This window comes from Streptomyces fuscichromogenes, from assembly GCF_014645815.1.
Lineage (GTDB): Bacteria > Actinomycetota > Actinomycetes > Streptomycetales > Streptomycetaceae > Streptomyces > Streptomyces fuscichromogenes.
Genome location: NZ_BMML01000023.1, coordinates 99529 through 115048, shown reverse-complemented (window position 1 = coordinate 115048; position 15520 = coordinate 99529). Strand labels below are relative to the sequence as shown.

At 70.3% G+C, this 15520-nt stretch carries 14 protein-coding genes; 10 read left to right on the top strand and 4 right to left on the bottom strand.

The window, feature by feature from the left end; all coding sequences use genetic code 11:
- Window positions 1–10: 10 nt before the first annotated feature.
- The gene (locus IEZ11_RS37645; protein WP_189267498.1) at window positions 11–352 is read left to right on the top strand and encodes a DUF5713 family protein; all 342 of its coding nucleotides are present in this window, start codon (window positions 11–13) and stop codon (window positions 350–352) included.
- A 28-nt stretch (window positions 353–380) separates the two neighbouring features.
- On the opposite strand, the gene metX is transcribed toward IEZ11_RS37645, so the two are convergent.
- The 3 genes from metX to IEZ11_RS37630 form a co-directional block, all read right to left on the bottom strand.
- Window positions 381–1529 carry a homoserine O-acetyltransferase MetX gene (gene metX / locus IEZ11_RS37640; RefSeq protein WP_189267589.1) on the bottom strand — a complete coding sequence of 383 codons (1149 nt, stop codon included), beginning with the start codon at window positions 1527–1529 and terminating at the stop codon, window positions 381–383.
- Window positions 1526–2890: a bifunctional o-acetylhomoserine/o-acetylserine sulfhydrylase gene (locus tag IEZ11_RS37635; RefSeq protein ID WP_189267497.1), complete on the bottom strand. Its 1365-nt coding sequence runs from the start codon at window positions 2888–2890 to the stop codon at window positions 1526–1528. The genes metX and IEZ11_RS37635 overlap by 4 nt, the downstream gene beginning before the upstream one ends.
- Before the next feature lie 351 nt (window positions 2891–3241).
- A complete protein-coding gene (locus IEZ11_RS37630; RefSeq protein WP_189267496.1) occupies window positions 3242–5458 on the bottom strand; it encodes an NADP-dependent isocitrate dehydrogenase in 2217 nt (738 codons plus the stop codon).
- Between the two features lie 204 nt (window positions 5459–5662).
- Between IEZ11_RS37630 and IEZ11_RS37625 the strand changes: the two genes are divergently transcribed.
- Complete coding sequence (locus IEZ11_RS37625; RefSeq protein ID WP_189267495.1) at window positions 5663–7246, top strand: M1 family metallopeptidase; 1584 nt, start codon at window positions 5663–5665, stop codon at window positions 7244–7246.
- Between the two features lie 189 nt (window positions 7247–7435).
- Here IEZ11_RS37625 and IEZ11_RS37620 read toward each other — a convergent pair whose 3' ends face one another.
- Entirely contained in the window at window positions 7436–8263 is an 828-nt protein-coding gene (locus IEZ11_RS37620; RefSeq protein ID WP_229713607.1) for an IclR family transcriptional regulator, read from the bottom strand.
- Between the two features lie 324 nt (window positions 8264–8587).
- On the opposite strand from IEZ11_RS37620, the gene IEZ11_RS37615 reads away from it, so the two are divergent.
- The 8 genes from IEZ11_RS37615 to IEZ11_RS37580 are packed head-to-tail and all read left to right on the top strand — an operon-like array spanning window position 8588 to window position 15095.
- Window positions 8588–9376, top strand: a complete 789-nt coding sequence (locus tag IEZ11_RS37615) for an ABC transporter substrate-binding protein (RefSeq protein ID WP_229713606.1) — start codon at window positions 8588–8590, stop codon at window positions 9374–9376.
- A 45-nt stretch (window positions 9377–9421) separates the two neighbouring features.
- Window positions 9422–10165, top strand: coding sequence for an amino acid ABC transporter permease (locus IEZ11_RS37610; RefSeq protein ID WP_189267493.1), 744 nt, complete (start codon window positions 9422–9424; stop codon window positions 10163–10165).
- Window positions 10165–10815 (top strand): amino acid ABC transporter permease, encoded by a 651-nt coding sequence (locus IEZ11_RS37605; RefSeq protein WP_189267492.1) that lies wholly within the window; start codon window positions 10165–10167, stop codon window positions 10813–10815. The genes IEZ11_RS37610 and IEZ11_RS37605 overlap by 1 nt, the downstream gene beginning before the upstream one ends.
- Window positions 10815–11585 carry an amino acid ABC transporter ATP-binding protein gene (locus IEZ11_RS37600; protein ID WP_229713614.1) on the top strand — a complete coding sequence of 257 codons (771 nt, stop codon included), beginning with the start codon at window positions 10815–10817 and terminating at the stop codon, window positions 11583–11585. The genes IEZ11_RS37605 and IEZ11_RS37600 overlap by 1 nt, the downstream gene beginning before the upstream one ends.
- Before the next feature lie 55 nt (window positions 11586–11640).
- Window positions 11641–12651, top strand: a complete 1011-nt coding sequence (locus IEZ11_RS37595) for a sugar kinase (protein WP_229713605.1) — start codon at window positions 11641–11643, stop codon at window positions 12649–12651.
- Window positions 12652–12682: 31 nt separating this feature from the next.
- Entirely contained in the window at window positions 12683–13099 is a 417-nt protein-coding gene (locus IEZ11_RS37590; protein ID WP_189267491.1) for a RidA family protein, read from the top strand.
- Between the two features lie 20 nt (window positions 13100–13119).
- The gene (locus IEZ11_RS37585; RefSeq protein ID WP_189267490.1) at window positions 13120–14427 is read left to right on the top strand and encodes a type III PLP-dependent enzyme domain-containing protein; all 1308 of its coding nucleotides are present in this window, start codon (window positions 13120–13122) and stop codon (window positions 14425–14427) included.
- Window positions 14427–15095: a bifunctional 4-hydroxy-2-oxoglutarate aldolase/2-dehydro-3-deoxy-phosphogluconate aldolase gene (locus IEZ11_RS37580; RefSeq protein WP_189267489.1), complete on the top strand. Its 669-nt coding sequence runs from the start codon at window positions 14427–14429 to the stop codon at window positions 15093–15095. Before IEZ11_RS37585 ends, IEZ11_RS37580 begins: the two co-directional genes overlap by 1 nt.
- Window positions 15096–15520: the final 425 nt, after the last annotated feature.

Below are 15520 nucleotides of genomic sequence, written 5' to 3'. Positions count from 1 at the left end.
GGGCGGCCGCATGCCGATCAGCAATCCCGGGATCACCGGCCACGCGTTCCTGGCGGTGCTGTACAAGGACGGGTACTTCCCCGATCACCTGGTGGACCGGGGCCGCGCGATCCTCGTCCGGCTCTGCGAGCGCATCGAGGCGGACCGTCCCGCCGGCCTGCCCGCGCTGTACGCCCTCACCCACGCGGCGACCGAGGAGTTCAACGCCCTGGAGGCCGAGTTCGAGGCGGCCGGCAGCGAGTTCGAGACCGTGGCCCGCGAGGAGATAGCCGGCGACTTCTGGATCGTCGCCCGTGCCTACGGCTTCGAGGACGCGGACGTCGAGGAGCTGATCGCGCCCCGGGAGTGGTGAGCTCCCGGGGTCCGGCGGCGGTGTCCTCTCAGCGCAGCAACTCCCGCACCAGTGTGCCCACCTGTTCCGTCTCGATCAGGAAGCCGTCGTGGCCGTACGGCGACTCGATCACCCGCAGCCGGTCGGCGGACGGGATCAGCGCCGCCAACTCGGCCTGCTGGACCGGGGGATAGAGACGGTCGGAGTCCACGCCCGCCACCAGGGTGCGGGCCGTGACCCGGCCGAGGGCCGCCCGCACCCCGCCCCGGGCGCGGCCGACGTCATGGGCGTTCATCGCCTCCGACAGCACCACGTAACTGCCCGCGTCGAACCGCCGTACCAGCTTGCCGGCATGGTGGTCGAGGTAGGACTCGACCTGGTAGCGGCCGCCGTCGAAGGGGTTCTCGGTGCGCTGTGCGGTGCGGCCGAAGCGGATCGCGAGCTCGGGTTCGCTGCGGTAGGTGACATGGGCGATCCGGCGGGCCAGGCCCAGGCCGGTGTGCGGGGCGCGTCCGGTGCCGTGGTAGTCGCCGCCCTGCCAGTCGGGGTCGGTGCGGATCGCGGTGAGCTGGGTGGCCGTCCAGGCGATCTGCTCCGCGCTCGCCGCCGCCGTCGTGGCGAGCAGCAGCAGGGCCCCGACCCGCTCCGGGTAGGCCACCGCCCACTCCACGGCCCGCATCCCGCCCATCGAGCCGCCGACGACCAGCGCCCACCGCTCGATGCCCAGGGCGTCGGCCAGCCCGGCCTCGGCGGCGACCTGGTCGCGCTGGGTCAGGAAGGGGAAGGCACCGCCCCAGCACCCGTGCCCGTCGGGCCGCTCCGAGGCGGGCCCGGTGCTGCCCCGGCAGCCGCCCAGGACGTTCGGGGCGACGACGAACCAGCGGTCGGTGTCCAGCGCCAGCCCCGGCCCGACCAGCCCCTCCCACCAGCCCGGGGTCGGGTGCCCCGGACCGGCGGGCCCGGCGAGATGGCTGTCACCGGTGAGCGCGTGCAGCACGAGCACGGCGTTCGCGGCATCGGGGGCCGGCCGGCCCCAGGTCTCGAACGCCAGCCGTACGCCGGGGAGTTCACCGCCCGCCTCCAGCGGGAGCGGTTTCTCCGCCGCGTGCCACTGCCGGTGACCCGGCGGATCCCCCTTCCGCCAGACCGCGGCCGGCGGAAGGGAGAGGGGAACCTCGGGATGCGGTACGGCGTTCAGGACGCCGCACCCTTGGCGGCGCGGAATCCGGCCTCCAGGTCGGCCTTGAGGTCGGCGAGGTTCTCGATGCCGACCGACAGGCGCACCAGGCCCGGTGTGGTCCCGGTCGCCGCCAGCTGCTCCTCGTCCAGCTGGCTGTGCGTGGTGGAGGCCGGGTGGATGATCAGGCTGCGGACGTCACCGATGTTGGCGAGGTGGCTGAACAGCTCGACCGCGTCCACGAACCGCCGGCCCGCCTCGGTCCCGTCCCGCAGCTCGAAGGAGACGATCGCGCCGGCGCCGCGCGGCAGGTACTTCTGCCCGGCCTCGTACCAGCGGCTGGACGGCAGGCCCGGATAGTGGACGGCGGCGACCTCGTCGCGCTGCTCCAGCCATTCGGCCAGCGCCTGGGCGTTGGCGGAGTGCCGCTCCAGCCGCAGGCTGAGTGTCTCCACGCCCTGGAGCAGCAGGAACGCCGAGTGCGGGGAGAGCGCCGGGCCGAGGTCGCGCAGCAGCTGCACCCGCAGCTTGATCGCGTACGCGCCCGGGCCGAGCGCCGGCCAGTACCGCAGGCCGTGGTAGCTGGGGTCGGGCTCGGTGAAGTCGGGGAAGCGGCCGGAGTGCGCGCCGAAGTCGAAGCTGCCGCCGTCGACGACCACGCCGGCGATCGCCGTGCCGTGCCCGCCGAGGAACTTGGTCGCCGAGTGCACCACGATGTCCGCGCCGTGCTCAAGGGGCCGCAGCAGATAGGGAGTCGGGACCGTGTTGTCCACGATCAGCGGCACGCCCGCCGCGTGCGCCACGTCCGCGACCGCGCGGACGTCCAGTACGTTGCCGCGCGGGTTGCCCAGGGTCTCCGCGAACAGCGCCTTGGTGTTCGGGCGGACCGCCGCGCGCCAGGCCTCGGCGTCGTCCGGGTCGTCCACGAAGGACACCTCGATGCCGAACCTCGGCAGCGTGTGCCGGAACAGGTTGTACGTGCCGCCGTACAGGGACGTGCTGGACACGATGTGGTCGCCCGCGCCGGCCAGCGTCAGGATGGCCAGCGTCTCGGCGGCCTGCCCGGACGACAGCGCGACCGCCGCGACCCCGCCTTCCAGGGCGGCGATCCGCTGCTCGAAGACGTCCTGGGTGGGGTTGTGGATGCGGGTGTAGATGTTGCCGGGCTCGGCGAGGGAGAACAGGTCGGCGGCGTGCTGCGTGTCACGGAACACGAACGACGTCGTCTGGTAGATCGGCGTCGCGCGGGCACCGGTGGTCGGGTCCGGCACGGCTCCGGCGTGGATCTGCCGGGTCTCGAACGACCAGGCCGAGGTGTCGGGCCCGGCGGGCGGCTCCTCGGGCGTGTGACCGGCGGTGACGGAGTCGATGGGCTGGCTCATGGTGCTGCTCCTCGTGCGGGAAGGCATGACGGCGTGCGCGCAGGGGCACGCGTCGGCAGAACGGGGGGACGGGGTCGGGCCGGAGCGTCAGCTCACGGCGGGACAACCCATGGTGGTGACACGCACGAAGTCCACGTGGCGTCGGCTCACAAGCACCGTCATGCGCTGAGCGAACCACAGGGGATCCGGACGGACCAGACACCCGGCGCGCGTGACATGCAGACTTCACGAACGGGACACACACCGCCCGCCACGGTGGCCGCGTGACGGGGCCGGACATGGCTCCGCCCCGGCGGGCGGGGTGCCTGCCGGGGCGGAGACTTCAGGAGGTGCCCAGGGAGCCCTGAGGCGTCAGAGCGCCGCGAGCGCCGCGTTCCAGGTGGCCGAGGGGCGCATGACCGCGTCCGCCTTGGCCTTCTCGGGCTGGTAGTAGCCGCCGATGTCGGCCGGGGAGCCCTGGACGGCGAGCAGCTCGTCGACGATCTTCTGCTCGTCGGCGGCGAGCGACTCGGCGAACGGCGCGAACGCCTTGGCCAGGTCGGCGTCGTCGGTCTGCCGGGCCAGCTCCTGCGCCCAGTACAGCGACAGGTAGAAGTGGCTGCCGCGGTTGTCGATGCCGCCGACCCGACGGGTCGGGGACTTGTCCTCGTCGAGGAAGGTCGCCGTGGCGCGGTCGAGGGTGTCGGCCAGCACCTTGGCGCGGGCGTTGCCGGTGAAGTCGGCGTACTGCTCGAAGGACGGGACGAGCGCGAAGAACTCACCGAGGGAGTCCCAGCGCAGGTAGTTCTCCTTGACCAGCTGCTGGACGTGCTTCGGCGCGGAGCCGCCGGCGCCCGTCTCGAACAGGCCGCCGCCCGCCATCAGCGGGACGACCGACAGCATCTTGGCGCTGGTGCCCAGCTCCAGGATCGGGAAGAGGTCGGTCAGGTAGTCACGGAGCACGTTGCCGGTGACGGAGATGGTGTTCTCGCCGCGGCGGATGCGCTCCACCGACAGCTTGGTGGCCTCGACCGGGGAGAGGATCCGGATGTCCAGGCCCTCGGTGTCGTGCTCCGCCAGGTACTGCTCGACCTTGGCGATCAGCTGCGCGTCGTGGGCGCGGCCCTCGTCCAGCCAGAAGACGGCCGGGTCGCCGGTGGCGCGGGCGCGGGTGACGGCCAGCTTCACCCAGTCCTTGATCGGCGCGTCCTTGGTCTGGCAGGCGCGGAAGATGTCGCCGGCGGCGACCGGCTGCTCGATCACGATGTTGCCGGCGGCGTCGACCAGGCGGACCGTGCCGGCCGTGGCGATCTCGAAGGTCTTGTCGTGGGAGCCGTACTCCTCGGCCTTCTGCGCCATCAGGCCCACGTTCGGGACCGAGCCCATGGTGGACGGGTCGAAGGCGCCGTTGGCGCGGCAGTCCTCGATCACGGCCTGGTAGACACCGGCGTAGGAGGAGTCCGGGATCACCGCGAGGGTGTCGGCCTCCTGGCCGTCCGGGCCCCACATGTGGCCGGAGGTGCGGATCATGGCCGGCATCGAGGCGTCGATGATGACGTCGGAGGGCACGTGCAGGTTGGTGATGCCCTTGTCGGAGTCGACCATCGCCAGCGCCGGGCCCTCGGCGATCTCGGCGTCGAAGGAGGCCTTGATCTCGGCGCCCTCGGGCAGGTTCTCCAGGCCCTTGAGGATGCCGCCCAGACCGTCGTTCGGGGACAGGCCGGCCGCCTTGAGCGTCTCGCCGTACTTCGCGAACGTCTTCGGGAAGAAGACGCGCACCACGTGACCGAAGATGATCGGGTCGGAGACCTTCATCATCGTGGCCTTGAGGTGCACGGAGAACAGCACGCCCTCCTGCTTGGCGCGCGCGATCTGCGCGGCCAGGAAGTCGTTGAGCTGAGCGACGTGCAGCACGGAGGCGTCGACGACCTCGCCCGCGAGGACCGGTACGGACTCCTTGAGGACCGTGGTGGTGCCGTCCTCGGCGACCAGCTCGATCTTCAGCTTGCCGGCCTCGGAGATCACCGCGGACTTCTCGGTGGAGCGGAAGTCGTTCTCGCCCATGGTGGTGACGTTGGTCTTCGACTCGCCGGACCAGGCGCCCATGCGGTGCGGGTGGGTCTTGGCGTAGTTCTTCACCGAGGCGGGGGCGCGGCGGTCCGAGTTGCCCTCCCGCAGGACCGGGTTCACGGCGGAACCCTTGACCTTGTCGTAGCGGGCGCGGATGTCGCGCTCCTCGTCGGACTTCGGGTCGTCCGGGTAGTCCGGCAGCGCGTAGCCCTTGCCCTGGAGCTCGGCGACGGCGGCCTTCAGCTGCGGGATCGAGGCCGAGATGTTCGGCAGCTTGACGATGTTGGCCTCGGGGGTCTTGGCCAGCTCGCCGAGCTCGGCGAGCGCGTCCGGGATGCGCTGGTCCTCGTTCAGGTACTCCGGGAAGACGGCGATGATGCGCCCGGCCAGCGAGATGTCGCGGGTGTCCACGGCGACACCGGCCTGCGAGGCGTACGCCTGGATCACCGGCAGGAACGAGTGCGTCGCGAGGGCCGGGGCCTCGTCTGTGTAGGTGTAGATGATGGTCGAGTCAGTCACCGGGTGCTCCGCTCCACGTCTGCAACATTGCTCGACATCAAGATATCTCGTGATCGACCCATGCTCGACAGGGGTCCGCGACTCGGAGGGATCCGTTTGTCATACGACAGGCAACCGGATCGGTCAAAAGGGTGGTCAGGACGAACGAGCCACCATCGACCGGCGGCCGGACCGACCGACCGGCCGCCCGAGCGAAAGCGGACCATGAGATATCGCACCAGAGTGACGGCCCCGGCGGCCGCCCTGCTCGGCACCGCGACCGTACTGGCCACGGGGGCCCCGGCCCTCGCGCGTCCCTTCTCCGCGGGGGAGAGAAGCGGCGCGGCGAGGGCCGGGGGCAGCACCCCGGCCCCGGGCCCGGAGACCCTCGGCGACCCCGTCTACCCGGCCCTCGGCAACGACGGCTACCGGGTCCTCGCCTACGACCTCGACCTCGCGTACGACGCCACCACCCGGCTGGTCGACGCCACCGCGACGCTGCGCATCCGCACCACCCAGGACCTGTCCCGCCTCTCCCTGGACGCCCTCGGCCTGGACATCTCGGCCGTGCGCGTCGACGGCCGGGACGCCGCCTTCGAGCAGGCGGACGAGAAGCTGCGGATCACCCCGGCCCGGCCGCTGTGCGAGCGGGACGACGCCACCGTGTGCGTGACCTACACGGCCGACCCGCGCCGCACCCTCCCGCACACCGCCTGGGTGCCGACCCCGGACGGCTTCGCGATCTGCCCGCAGCCGAACTCCGCGCACACCGTCTTCCCGTGCAACGACCACCCCTCGGACAAGGCCGGCTTCACCTTCCGCGTCACCGTCCCGAACGGGGTGCGCGGAGTCGCGAACGGCCTGCTCACCCGTACCGAGAGCCTCCCGGGCGACCGGACCGCGTACTCCTACCGCTCCCGCTCGCCGATCGCCACCGAACTCGTCCAGATCACCGTCGGCGACTACCTGGTCAGGGACCGGCCGGGTCCGCACGGCCTGCCGCTGCGGGATGTCGTGCCCACGGCCCGCGCGGCCGCCCTGGAACCGGCGCTCGCCCTCACCCCGGGCCAGGTCGGCTGGCTGGAGGACCGGCTCGGCGCCGCCTTCCCGTTCGAGACGTACGGCCTGCTGCCCTGCAACTCCGACGACCCGAACGCCTTCGACTTCACCGGGCTGGAGACCCAGACCCTCACCCTGTACAAGCCGAACTTCCTGCTCCAGGAGGAGGCGAAGATCGGCTCGCACATGATGCACGAGCTGGTCCACTCCTACTTCGGCAACCTGGTCTCGCCCGCCACCTGGGCCGACCTCTGGCTCAACGAGGGCCACGCCGACTTCTACGGGCTGCTCTACCGCTACGAACGCGGCTGGCCGGACTCGCTGGGCATGACCACCATGGAGGCCCGGATGAAGGACACCTACGCCCGCGGCGACCAGTGGCGCCACGACTCGGGCCCGGTGGCCGCCCCGAACGACGTCAACCTCTTCGACAGCCAGCGCTACCTCGGCGGCGTCCTGGTCCTGTACGCGTTCCGTGAGCTGGTCGGCGAGGACGCCTTCCACTCGGTCGAGCGCACCTTCCTGGACCGCTTCCGGCGCGGCTCCGCCTCGACGGACGACTACATAGCCGTGGCCACCGAGGTCACCGGCCAGGACCGGTCCGGCTTCCTGCGCGACTGGCTCTACGGCACCACGACCCCGCGCATGCCCGGCCACCCCGACTGGACGGTCACCCCGGTGACCTCGTCCCTGGCCGCCCCGCACAGCCTGCGGGGCGGCCACCACCACGACAACTCGGCCACCCTGTAGGCGCGACCGGCAGGGGGCCGGGCGACGGCGTCCCGGCAGGTTGCGGTGGTTCGCACGTCAGGAACAATTGGGCTGTCTCGGAGCGGCTGTTGTCTCAGCGGAGTTCGCAGATCTGCGTCCCCCCACCTCTTCTGATCTCCGAGCGGCCTGCCTCAGAGATTCTGGGGCGAGTTCATCCGTTCGTAGCTTTCACCGAGGTGTCGGAGCGATTCCGCCCAAGCGGTCGGTGAGGGCTTGGGCTGTGTCGATGACCTGCCTTCCGATCTCTGCGAGGCGGTCGGGCGTCACGCGGGAAGCCGGGCCGGAGATGCTGACTGCCGTGACGACGGCCCCGCTGTGGTTGAAAGCCGGTGCGGCTACGCAGCGGATGTCGAGTTCGTTCTCCACATCGTCGATGGCGTAGCCGCGCTCGCGGATGCGGGCGAGTTCGGCGTGCAGTTGCTCGGGCGAGGTGATGGTGGCCGGTGTACGGGCGGGCATGCCGGCCGCTATCACCTTGTCGAGGACATCGTCGGCGGCGTGGGCGAGGAAGGCCTTTCCGGTGGCGGTGCAGTAGGCGGGCTGGCGCCCGCCGACCCGGGAGTGCATGCGTACGGCCTGGGGGCTCTCGACTTTGTCGATGTAGACGATCTCGGGGGGATCGAAGCTGACCAGGTGCACCGCTTCGCGCACATCCTGGGCGAGCTGGTGCAGCAGGGGGGACGCCGTGCGCCGGATGTCGAGGCGCTCCAGGTAGAGCTGCCCGAGCAGGGCGTTCTGCGGCCCGAGCCGGTAGTGGCCGCTTTCCGGATCTTGGTCCACCAGCCTCGTCTCACGCAGAGGCCCGACGAGCCGCAGCACGGTGGATTTGCTCATCTGGAGCCCGGCGGCGAGGTCGGTGAGCGAGGTCCCCTGCGGATGGCCGTCGTCTTCGGCCAGGTACATCAGGATGCTCAGCGCACGTCGCAGTGATGACGAGGAGTTGCGACGGGCCCCGGGCACGTCAGGGGTCTGGTTCGCGCTGTCGGGCGAAGGCACGCCGGTTCCTCCTGCGGAGATGCGTTGCGAGGGCGATCAGCCCCTGCGGGCCCACTGCGGGGACCCAACCGGCACCCTACCGTACTGCATAGCAAAACGAAATGTCACATGTTGAAATCGGTCGTTGACGGTCATGGAGCGCCGGGCTAACTTCTCCCCAACGTTATGCGAAACGCGATTTTGCATCGCAGAACGTAGCTGGCGATCGATGGTGATCACCCCCTTCTCCGGCCGCCCCGGCTCACCCTCAACCCCTCCCGGAAGGGAATGCGTGTGATGAGATTTCGTCACGGTACCCGCAATCTGATGGCGATTTGTATCGGTGTGACCGCTGTCGCATCGCTGGCCGCCTGTACTTCCAGCAGCGGCACCTCGGCTGCGGGCCAGCAGTCGTCGACACTCCAGGACGTCATCAAGCGCGGCACCCTGAACGTCGCCAGCTGCCTGACGTTCCCGCCGTTCGGCTCGATGGACAAGAACAACAAGCCGCAGGGCTTCGACGTCGACGTCGCCACCGCCATGGCCACCGCGCTCGGCGTCAAGGTCCACATCGTCGACACCACGTCCGCCAACCGCATCCCCAACCTGCAGACCAAGAAGGTCGACGCGGTGGTCTGCAACTTCACCACCACCGCCGAGCGGGCCAAGCAGGTCGCCTTCAGCGACCCCTACATCGTCGCGGGCGAGGTGATGCTGGTGAAGAAGGCCAGCGGCATCGCCACCCTCAAGGACCTCTCGGGCAAGACGGTCGCCGTGACCAAGGGCTCCACCAACGGCGACGCCGTCAAGGCCGGAAACCCCAAGGCGAAGATCCAGGAGTACGACACCTCCGCCGCCGCCGTGCTCGCCGTCAAGCAGGGCCAGGCCGACGCCATGGTCGAGGACTCCAACTTCCTCAACTACCAGGCCAAGCAGGACTCCTCGCTCAAGGTCACCAAGGACTCCGTCGTACCGCTGGAGTACAACGGCATCGGCGTTCCGCTGGGCGACGCCACCTGGCTGCAGTGGGTCAACACGTGGCTGCGGGAGTTCAACACCTCCGGACAGGCGAACGCCCTCTACAAGAAGTGGTTCGGCGTCGACCGTGTCTTCCCGCTCAACCCGTCCTACTGAGCCCGGTCGGGCGGCGGCCCCCGCCGCCGCCCGTGGAGGAGTCCCATGTTCGTTGACTGGACCTACGCCCTGAGGGACTGGGCCACCTATCTCGACGCGGCCTGGCTGTCCCTGAAACTCTCGCTCGAAGCCTTCGCGCTCGCCTTCGCCCTCGGCCTGCTCGGCGCCCTGGCCCGCAGATCCCGCTACGCGGTCCTGCGCGCGCCCGCCGCCGTGTACGTCGAGGTCATCCGCAACACCCCTGTGCTGCTGCAGATGTTCGTCGCCTACTTCGCGCTGCCTTCGGCCGGTCTGCGGCTGAGCCCGGTGCAGGCGGGTGTGCTGGCCCTCGGCGTGAACGTCGGCGCGTACCTCACCGAGATCTTCCGCGCCGGCATCCAGGCCGTGCCCCGCGGCCAGCGTGAAGCCGCCCGGGTACTGGCCCTGAGCCCGTTGCGCACCTTCGCGCACGTGGTGTTTCCGCAGGCCCTGCGCAACGTCTACCCGGCGGTGGTGAACCAGCTGGTCCAGATCATCCTGGGCTCGTCGCTGCTGTCCGCCATCTCCGTTCCCGAGCTGACCGGCACGGCCATGGTCATCAACTCCCGCACGCTGCTGACCGTGCAGGTCTTCGGTATCGCAGCGGTGCTCTACCTGGTCCTCACCAACGCGGTCGTCCTCGTGGCCGGGCTCATCGGGAGAGTCGCCTTCAGGCCTCCCCTGCGCCCCTCGGAGCGGCCCCGTCCGCTCAGCGCTGTACGCCGTCTGCTGCCGGCGCGCTCCACCCGTCCCGTCCAGAAGGAGGCGTGATGGACTGGTCCGTCATCTGGTCGAACCGTGAACTGTATGTCTCCGGCCTGTGGGCCACCGTGCTGCTCTCACTCGCGGCGATCGCCACCGGCACCCTGCTCGGGCTGGTCGTCGCGGCCGTGCGCACCAGCCGCATCCCGGTCCTGGCCCAGCTCGCCCGGGGCTACCTGGAGGTCTTCCGCGGCACCCCGCTGCTGATCCAGATGCTCTTCATCTACTTCGGCGCGGCCTACCTGGGCCTCGTGGGCATCACCATCTTCGGCGCCGCCCTGCTCGCCCTGACCCTCTACCAGGGCGCCTACATCGCGGAGATCTTCCGGGCCGGCATCGAGGCGGTCCCCCGCGGCCAGTGGGAGGCGGCGCGTGTCCTGGGCCTGCCGCGCATCCAGACGTTCCTGAGCGTCATCCTTCCCCAGACCCGCGCGATCGTCCTGCCCCCGCTGGTCGGCCAGTACCTCTCCCTCATCAAGGACACCTCGATCGCCGTGGTGATCGGCTACGTCGAGCTGGTCCGCCAGGGCCAGGCCGTCATCGACCGCGTGGGCGACCCGGCGACCTCCTACCTCGCCGTCTCCGTCCTGTACTTCGTCATCTGCTACCCGCTGTCGCTGCTCGTGCGGCACATGGAGCGAAAGGCTGTCACCGCATGATGATCACCGACCCCGCCGCCCAGCAGAAGGCGGTGACCACTTCGCGGATCTCCCTGTCCGGCGTGCACAAGCGCTTCGGCGACCTGGAGGTCCTCAAGGGCGTCGACATCGACGTCGAGCCGGGCGAGGTCGTCGTGCTGATCGGCGCCAGCGGCTCCGGAAAGAGCACCCTGCTGCGGATCATGTGCGACCTGGAGCGTGCGGACAGCGGCGAGGTGTGGGTGGGCGGCGTCCCGCTGCACGACCGCAAGCGCGCTCCTGAGATCTTCGGGCACGTCGGCATGGTCTTCCAGCAGTTCAACCTCTTCCCCCACAAGACCGCGCTGGGCAACGTCACGCTCGCCCTGCTGAAGGTCAGGAAGCTCTCCCGCGCCGAGGCAGAGGAGCGCGGCCGGGCCGCTTTGAAGCGGGTCGGGCTCGCCGACAAGGCCGACTCCTACCCCGCCCAGCTCTCCGGCGGCCAGCAGCAGCGCGTCGCCATCGCCCGCGCGCTGGCCATGGACCCCGCGATCATGTTCTTCGACGAACCGACCTCCGCCCTCGACCCCGAACTCGTCGGTGAGGTCACCGGCGTCATGCGCTCCCTCGCCGAGGACGGCATGACCATGGTCGTCGTCACCCACGAGATGCGCTTCGCCAAGGACACCGCCGACCGGGTCGTGTTCATGGACGGCGGCGTCGTTCTCGAACAGGGCTCGCCCGAGCAGGTCTTCGGCAACCCGGCCGAACAGCGCACCCAGCAGTTCCTGCACCGTGTCCTGGACACGTGAGAGGCATTCCTTCCGTCCCGACACTCCTTTGTGAAAACCCGCAGAAGGAACCCTCGTGCTCATCCCACCCACCTCGCCCCGCGCGCCCTCCGGCTCCGAGTCCCAAGCCGACGTGGTGTGCATCGGGGAAACCATGGCCGTTCTCAGCCCCCCGGACGCCCGGCCGCTCGCGCACCAAAGAGCACTGGAGCTGGCCGTGGGCGGAGCGGAGTCCAACGTGGCCAGCGCCCTCGTCGCCCTGGGGCACAGCGCCGCCTGGCTGGGCCGCGTGGGCGACGACCCCCTCGGACGGCGCGTCCTGGAAGACCTGACCGCCCGCGGCGTCGATGTCTCCGCCGTCGAGACGGACCCGGTGCGGCCGACCGGTGTCTACTTCAAGGACACCGGCCCCGAGGGAACGGGCACGTACTACTACCGCCAGAACTCCGCTGCAGCCGCCATGGACGCCGGCCTGGTGGACCTTCCGCTGCTGCACCGGGCCCGGGCGTTGCACCTCTCCGGCATCACCGCCGCACTCTCGGACAGTTGCGCCGAACTGGTCACCCGCATCATCTCCCGGCGGGCCGTCCCCGGCCCGCTCATCTCCTTCGACGTCAACCACCGCCCGGCTCTGTGGCGGGACCGCCCGGCCGGGGCCGCTCCGGCACTGCTCGAGCTGGCCCGCGGCGCCGACCTCGTGTTCGTCGGACGCGACGAGGCCGAGACCCTGTGGGACACCCGCACGGCGCAAGAAGTCCGCGAACTGCTCGGCCCCGGCCCCGTACTGGTCGTCAAGGACGCCGGGCACGGAGCCACGGCGTATGGCGCCGACGGTGAGGAAACCTTCGTCCCCACCCCCGCCGCCCAGGTCGTCGAACCCGTCGGAGCCGGCGACGCATTCGCCGCCGGCTACCTCGCAGCATTCCTGGAAGGCCGCACCCCGGCGAACGGACTACGCCTGGGCCACCTCGTGGCCGCCGCGACGCTCGGCACCCGACAGGACGTCCCCACGGTCCTGACCCGCGACACACTCGACCGCCACCTCGCACTCGACAACGCGGCCTGGTCCGCCCTGCGCCTGACCTGACACCCCCCATTCCCCCACCAGGAGCACCACGATGAGCCAGACCGCGATCCCGACGAGCGAGATCCGCACCGACCGGGCCCCCGCACCGGCCTGGGTCTTCTCCCAGGGCGTGCGCAAGGGACCGATCCTGCAAGTCTCCGGCCAGGGACCCCAGGACCCGGCCACCGGCGCCTACCTCCACGAAGGCGACGTCAGGGCCCAGACCCGCCGCACCCTGGAGAACGTCCGCGCCATCCTCGAAGCCGGCGGCGCCCAGGTCTCCGACGTGGTGATGTTCCGTGTCTACCTGACCCAGCGCGCGGACTTCGCCGCGATGAACGAGGCCTACGCCCAGTTCATCGAAGAGCACGTCGAGGGCGGCCCGAAGCCGTGCCGCACCACGGTCTTCGTCGAGCTGCCGCACGAGGTCATGCTCGTCGAGATCGACGCCCAGGCCGTCGTCGCCTGACGAACGGGACACCCAAGCCCATGAACACGACGACACCGCACACCCCCGGCATCGACACCGAACGGATCACGGACCTGGCCGGCGAGGTCCTGGACTGGCGGTTCAAGGCCGTACCCGCCCACGCCTGGGGCAGCACCGTGGCGGAATTCCTGGCCACGAAGCCGACGCTGGACGACCTCGGCACCCCGCTGCTCACCCTCGACGCGTCCGCACTGGAACACAACCTGCACACCATGGCCGCCTGGTGCGCCGCGGCCGACGTGGACCTCGCCCCGCACGGCAAGACCACCATGGCCCCCGCGCTCTGGCAGCGCCAACTGGCCGCCGGGGCACGGGCCATCACCCTCGCCAACCTCGCCCAGGTCCGTGTCGCCCGCGCCTTCGGCGTACAGCGCATCCACCTGGCCAACTCCCTCCTCGACCCGGCCGGGCTGTACTGGATCACAACCGAGCTGGACCGCGACCCGCTCTTCTCCTTCACCTGTTGGGCCGACTCCGTCCTCACCGTCGACCTCCTCCGGCAGACCCTCGCCCACCGGCCGACGAGCGCGCGACCGCTCGACGTGTGCGTGGAACTCGGCGCCGCCGGCGGCCGCACCGGAGCCCGCACCCTGCACAAGGCATGGGCCACGGCTCAGGCGATCCACGCAGCCCCCGGCCTGCGCCTGGTCGGCGTGAGCGGCTACGAAGGCGCACTCGCCCACGACGCCTCACCAGGTTCTCTCACCGCCGTCGAGAACTACCTCCGCAAGATGGCCGCGCTCCATGACCAGCTGCGTGACGAAGGAATGCTGGACGCCGCCGACGCTACCGCGGACTCAGTGATCACGGCGGGAGGCAGCGCGTACTTCGACACCGTGGTACGCGAATTCGCCCCTGCCCGGAGGACGGGCACCCGGATCCTCCTGCGGTCGGGCGCCTACATCGTTCACGACGACGGCTTCTACCGAACCCTCTCGCCGCTCGCCCGAGGCGCGGGTCCTGTACCGCTGGGCAGCGCGATGCACGGCTGGGCCCGGGTGATCTCCCAACCCGAACGGGCCCTCGCACTACTGGACGGAGGAAAGCGGGACTTCCCTTACGACGAAGGCCTGCCCGAACCCCAACTCGTCCGAGGAGACGGCCGGTTGCGTGATCGCGGCCGTGTCACTGCCCTCAACGACCAGCACACCTTCCTGCGCGACGCCGACGTCCGGGTCGGCGACATCGTCCGCCTGGGCCTGTCGCACCCGTGCACAGCCTTCGACAAATGGAACCTCATCCCCGTCGTCAACGACGCGGACGCCGAGCAGCCTCACCTCGTCGACATGGTGAGGACCTTCTTCTGATGACCCACCGAAAGCAGTCAGCCGCCGTGAGTTCCTCCTTCCTGCCCGCGCTGTCCGCGGACCGCGTCATCGCCGTGATCAGGGCCCCCGAGATCCCCGACGCCGCGGCCCTCTGCGCCGCCCTCGCAGAAGGAGGAATCCGCTGGGTGGAGTTCACCTTCACCACTCCTGACCTCACCACCCACCTGCAGCGCGCCGCAGCACACAACGAATCCCACATAGGCGCCGGTACGGTCATGACGGGCGTTCAGGCCCAGGCGGCGATTGAGGCGGGAGCCACCTACCTGGTCACTCCCGGCTGCCGCCCTGAGGTCGCCGAGGCCGCGGTCCGAGCGGGTATCCCCGTGGTCATGGGAGCGCTGACCCCGACGGAGGTCGCTCACGCTCTGGACCTCCACGCCGCCGCAGTGAAGATCTTCCCGGCCCATTCCCTGGGCCCCCGCTACTTCGAGGACCTCGCCGGCCCCTATCCCGGCGTCCCCCTCGTCGCTTCCGGCGGTGTCAACAGCGCCAACGCCGCCCAGTTCCTGGCTGCCGGAGCACAGGCCGTATGCGCCGGGTCCGAAGTAGTCCCTGCCTCCGCCATAGCCGCCGCCGACTGGTCCACCATCACCGAGCGCGCCAAGCGCTTCATGGAAGCGCTGTCCCTGACAGACCCGCTTCCGTGAACGTGCTCACTTGAAGGAAGGCAGAGGGGCGAGTCTTCGGTCGCTGGCGCACTTCTTCAGGGCGAGGTTCTCCTTGGTGAGGGCGCCGTCGGTGTGCAGGGCCTCGCCGGCCAGCAGCCCGCCCATGGCCTCGCGGAGCTAGGTGGCGGTCTTGGCGGACACCGGCATCAGGGGGTGACTCCTGCAGCATCACCTCAACCGGGGAGGCGTCCCGACGCGGCGGGCCGACCTCGATGTCGAGCAGGCAGCTGCACTCACCCGGAAGGTCAGGTGGCGCATGTCCAGCTCGGTCGTGGCCCCCCCAGGCCAACACACCCCGTCCGTTACTGCGGCGAAAGACGGCCGCTGATCGAGCAGCCTCGCATCGACGGCCCAGTCGTAGAAGTTGTTGATCAGCGACCGGCGTCTTCGCCGTGTGGCCGGCT